At 66.4% G+C, this 4,842-nt stretch carries 5 protein-coding genes; 4 read left to right on the plus strand and 1 reads right to left on the minus strand.

Going from position 1 to position 4,842, the window contains the following annotated elements; genetic code table 11:
* Positions 1–121 precede the first annotated feature (121 nt).
* The 4 genes from EB084_19470 to EB084_19485 are packed head-to-tail and all read left to right on the plus strand — an operon-like array spanning position 122 to position 4,343.
* Positions 122–1,180: a CBS domain-containing protein gene (locus EB084_19470; protein ID NDD30443.1), complete on the plus strand. Its 1,059-nt coding sequence runs from the start codon at positions 122–124 to the stop codon at positions 1,178–1,180.
* A 9-nt stretch (positions 1,181–1,189) separates the two neighbouring features.
* Positions 1,190–2,014, plus strand: a complete 825-nt coding sequence (locus EB084_19475; protein ID NDD30444.1) for a hypothetical protein — start codon at positions 1,190–1,192, stop codon at positions 2,012–2,014.
* Positions 2,011–3,024 carry a gfo/Idh/MocA family oxidoreductase gene (locus EB084_19480; protein NDD30445.1) on the plus strand — a complete coding sequence of 338 codons (1,014 nt, stop codon included), beginning with the start codon at positions 2,011–2,013 and terminating at the stop codon, positions 3,022–3,024. Before EB084_19475 ends, EB084_19480 begins: the two co-directional genes overlap by 4 nt.
* 5 nt (positions 3,025–3,029) lie before the next feature.
* Positions 3,030–4,343 (plus strand): glutamate-1-semialdehyde 2,1-aminomutase, encoded by a 1,314-nt coding sequence (locus tag EB084_19485; protein ID NDD30446.1) that lies wholly within the window; start codon positions 3,030–3,032, stop codon positions 4,341–4,343.
* Between the two features lies 1 nt (position 4,344).
* On the opposite strand, the gene EB084_19490 is transcribed toward EB084_19485, so the two are convergent.
* A partial coding sequence (locus EB084_19490) for a hypothetical protein (GenBank protein NDD30447.1) occupies positions 4,345–4,842 on the minus strand: 498 nt, incomplete at its 5' end.

Here is a 4,842-nt window from a genome sequence, read left to right on the forward strand (position 1 = left end):
GGCCCACTTCTTCAACCCGCGTCAGAGTCCTCCGGCGCGTGGCGGAGAAGGCCGCCACGTCACCCGCGCGACAAAAGGAGGAGGTCGACCGCAGGGGAGGAAGTATGGGCCCCGATTCGACATGAAGGCAATCGTCATCCGCGAGGGCAAGTCTGTCAAGGACGCCCTGAAGAAGCTCGACAAGACCTCGGAGAAGGTCCTGGTGGTGGTCGACGGAGACCATCGTCTGCTGGGAACCCTGAGCGACGGCGACATCCGCCGCCACCTGCTCAAGGGCCGCAGCCTCGACGACTCCATCAACGGCGTCTATCACCGGAACCCCGTCGTTCTCACGCGCCCAGACGCAAGCTACGAGCGCGCCCAGGAGCTCATGCTGGCGCGCAAGATCGGGCTGATCCCCGTGCTCGACGAAGACCGCAAGGTTGTCGAGCTGCTCACCTGGAACCAGGTGTTCTCGAAGCCCCAGAAGCGCCGCTGGGAGACCATCGATCTGCCGGTGGTGATCATGGCCGGCGGCAAGGGCACGCGCCTCGAGCCCTTCACCAAGGTCTTCCCCAAGCCGCTGATCCCCCTGGGCGACAAGCCCATCATCGAGGTGATCATCGACGAGTTCCGCGAGCACGGCCTGAAGCGGTTCTACGTCACGGTGAACTACAAGGCCGAGATGATCGAGGCCTACTTCAAGTGCCTCCCCCGAGACTATGAGATCACGTTCATCCGCGAGAGCGAGTACCTGGGCACGGCAGGGGCCCTGCGCCTGCTGAAGGGGTGCTTCGAAGGGCCGTTCATCGTGTCGAACTGCGACACCGTGGTGAAGGCCGACTACGCCGAGGTCGTGCGCCTGCATCAGCAGCAGGCCTCCTCCATCACCATCATGTCGGCCCTTCGGCACTACGAGATCCCCTACGGCGTGCTGTCGTACGGCCACGGCGGCGAGATCACCTCACTGGTCGAGAAGCCGGAGTGCACCTTCACCATCAACACCGGCTGCTACGTGCTCGACACCGAGGCCCTCTCGCTGATACCCGACGGGCCGTGCGACATGCCCTCGCTCATCTCCGAGATCATCGCCAAGAACAAGAAGGCCATCACCTATCCGGTGAACGAGAGCGACTACGTCGACATCGGCCAGTGGGACGAGTACCGTCGCACGGTCAAGGTGTTCGAGCAGGTGACCTGAAGCGATTCCATCAACAGCGGGCCTCGCGTGGGCGCGAGGTCGGACAAGGCGGTACCCAACGTGAAGATCGGCGCCCTCATCTCGGTGCGCAACAAGTCGGAGCGATTTCCGGGCAAGATACTGAAGCCCCTCGCCGGCCAGACCGTGTTCGAGCATCTGGTCGATCGCGTGAAGATGGCGGGCGCGGTCGATCGCGTCATCATCGCCACCAGCGATGACCCGCGCGACGAGGTGTTCAGCGACATCGCCGCGCGCAAGCACATCGACGTGTTCCGCGGCAGCCGCGCCGACAAGCTGAAGCGCTACCTCGACGCCCTCGACCACTTCGGTCTCGACGCCGCCATCGTCATCGACGGCGACGACATCCTCTGCTTCCCCGAGATCATCGACGAGACCGCCCGCGTGCTGCGCGATCAGCGCCCTGACGCCGTGCTGTGGCGGGGGCTGCCCCTGGGCGCCGCGTCGAGCGGGCTCACGAAGGCGGCCCTGGCCCGCATCATGGAGCTCAAGAACGAGGAAGACACCGAGGTGTGGGGCGGCTACTTCACCCGCGGCGACTTCGACACACGCTTCGTCGAGTCCGACGAGCCGCTCTTCGGGCATCCCGAGGTGCGCATGACCCTCGACTACGAAGAAGACCTCGCCTTCCTCGAGAAGGTGTTCGGCGCGCTGCACCCGACCAACCCGCGGTTCACCTCGCGCGACCTCATGCACCTGCTCATCAACGTTCACCCAGAGTTCAACGACATCACCCGACCGGCTCAGGAGCGGTACGAGACGAACATCGCCAAGGCCGCACCGGTCAGATTCAAGACGGAGAGCACCACACCATGAAGTACATCGTCTTCGGTCTCGGTTCGATGGGCAAGCGGCGCATCCGCTGCCTGCAGGCGCTGGGCGCGCGGCCCGAGGAGATCACCGGGTTCGACCTGCGCGCCGATCGTCGCGAGGAGGCGACCCGTCTCTACGGCGTCACCGCCATCGACAACCTCGAGGCCATCCGCTGGCCGGAGGTGAAGGCGCTGGTGGTCTCGACCCCGCCGGACTACCACCACATCTACATGAAGCTGGCCATCGAGAAGGGCCGACCGGCCTTCGTCGAGGCCTCGGTGCAGCTCGACGGGCTCGACGAGATCGATGCCGCCGCCAAGGCGAGTGGCGTTCTCATCGCCCCCAGCTGCACCCTGCGCTTCCACCCCGCCGTCAAGGACATGAAGCGCATCATCCAGAGCGGCCGCTACGGTCGGGTCACCAGCTTCACCCACTACTCCGGGCAGTACCTCCCCGACTGGCACCCCTGGGAGAACGTGCGCGACTTCTACGTCTCGAAGAAGGAGACGGGCGCCTGTCGCGAGATCATTCCCTTCGAGCTCACCTGGCTGCGCGATCTCGTGGGGCTGCCCACCGACATCGTCGGGCTGCGGGGCAAGACCATGGACGTGGGCGCCGACATCGACGACACCTACGTGGCAGCGGTCAAGTGCCCCACCTCGTACGGCACCATCATGGTCGACGTGGTGGCGCGCTACGCGATGCGCAACCTCATCGTGAACATGGAGCGAGGCCAGCTGCAGTGGCGCTGGGACAAGCCCGAGATCTGGCTCTTCGAGGCCGATGACAAGCGCTCGGTCGTGTACGGGCAGCGCGAGACCCACGCCCAGGCCGGCTACAACCGCAACATCGCTGAAGAGATGTACATCGACGAGATCCGCGCCTACCTGGCGGCGGTCGACGGCACCGCGCCGTGGCCCAACACGATTCAAGACGACAAGGCCGTGCTCAGCCTCCTCTACCACATGGAGAAGGTGAGCGACGAGGTCCAGGGCGCCATGGTGGGAGCGTGAACCCGATGAGCAACCCCACGGCCACGCGCACGTTCAGCGAGCGGCTGCATGCGGTGATTCCCGCGGGCGCTCACACCTACAGCCGCGGCGACGACCAGTACCCGCTGAACGCGCCGCAGATCCTCTCGCGAGGTGCGGGGGCCTACGTCTACGACGGCGATGGCCGGCGCTTCCTCGACTACGGCATGGCGCTGCGCGCCGTCACCCTGGGGTACGCCAACGACGCGGTCGACCAGGCCGCCTTCGCGGGCGCGCGCCTGGGCAACAACCTCACCCGGCCCTCGCTCACCGAGCTCGAGGCGGCGGAGCTGCTGGTCGACCTCATTCCCAGCGTCGACATGGTGAAGTTCGCCAAGAACGGGTCGAACGCCACCACCGCGGCCGTGAAGCTGGCGCGGGCCTTCACGGGCCGCTGGTTCGTCGCCATGTGCGCCGAGCAGCCCTTCTTCTCGTTCGACGACTGGTTCATCGGCACCACGGTCATGGACAAGGGCGTGCCCGATCCATACCGCTCGCTGAGCCTGAAGTTCCACTACAACGATCTCGCCTCTCTCGAAGCCCTGTTCACGGCGCATCCGAACGAGATCGCCTGCGTGATCATGGAGCCCGCCACCACGGTGGAGCCTGTTCCCGGCTTCCTGCAAGGGGTGCGCGACCTGTGCACGAAGCACGGGGCGGTGCTCATCATCGACGAGATGATCACGGGCTTCCGCTGGCACTTGCAGGGCGCCCAGACCTACTTCGGCATCACCCCTGATCTGAGCACCTTCGGCAAGGGCATGGCCAACGGCTACTCGGTGGCCGCCATCGCGGGCCGTCGCGACATCATGGAACTGGGCGGCATCACCCGTGAGGGCGAGGAGCGCGTCTTCCTGCTGTCAACCACCCACGGGGCCGAGATGTGCGGACTGGCCGCCTTCATCGAAACCGTGAAGCAGTACCGCGAGCTCGATGTCATCGATCACCTGTGGCGCTATGGACGTCGTCTCATCGACGGGCTCAACGAGGCCGCCCGCGCCGCAGGCGTGGGCGACTGCTTCGTGGCAGAGGGCTTCCCCTGCTCGCCGCTCTACATGACACGCGACCGCGACGGCGCCGTCTCGATGCCGCTGCGCACGCTGTTCAGCCAGGAGATGATCCGCCGCGGCGTGCTCATGCCGTGGATCGCCCTGTCCCGGGCCCACGGCGACGCCGAGCTCAACACCACGCTCGAGGCGGCCGCCGAGGCGCTCGCCGTCTATCGCAAGGCGCTCGACGAGGGCGTCGACAAGCACCTCGAGGGGCGCCCCATCAAGCCGGTGTTCCGCAAGGTGAACTGAGTCACCGGGCACTCTGAGAGAAGAGCGCGGCGCCTGGCGGTGGGGCTGTCACCGTCACACCCGGGCGCACCGCGATCTCCCACACGCCACGCCCGTAGGTGGCCACCGCGAGAATGCCGCGGGCCTCGTCGAGGACGAGGTCGAACGACAACACGTTCGGCAGGCCCACGCCGAAGCGTGTCCAGCTTGCGCCGTCATTCGTCGACGCGAACACGCCCTGAAAGGTCGCCAGGTAGAGCATGCGGCTCTTGTCGTCGATCACGATGCTGTAGGCGGGGAGATCCGGCAGGCCGCTCGAGATGTCGGTCCAGCTGGCGCCCGCGTCGGTGGTGCGGAAGACGTGGGGCGTTCCCGTGCCGCTGACCGTGCACCAGGCGTGCCCGGAATCGCGCGGATCAACGGCGATCCCCGTGATGGCAGCGCCCGCGGGCAGGCCCGCGCTGCGCAGCGTGAACGGTGTGCCCGTCGTGGCGCGCACGTACACCGTGCCCTGATCGGT

It is taken from the genome of Pseudomonadota bacterium (assembly GCA_010028905.1).
In the GTDB taxonomy this organism is placed as follows: domain Bacteria; phylum Vulcanimicrobiota; class Xenobia; order RGZZ01; family RGZZ01; genus RGZZ01.

What these genes read in the sequence shown, in the direction of transcription:
- EB084_19485 (NDD30446.1), top strand. Translation starts at nt 3,030, where the DNA reads ATGAGCAACCCCACGGCCACGCGCACGTTCAGCGAGCGGCTGCATGCG.
- EB084_19480 (NDD30445.1), top strand. Translation starts at nt 2,011, where the DNA reads ATGAAGTACATCGTCTTCGGTCTCGGTTCGATGGGCAAGCGGCGCATC.
- EB084_19470 (NDD30443.1), top strand. Translation starts at nt 122, where the DNA reads ATGAAGGCAATCGTCATCCGCGAGGGCAAGTCTGTCAAGGACGCCCTG.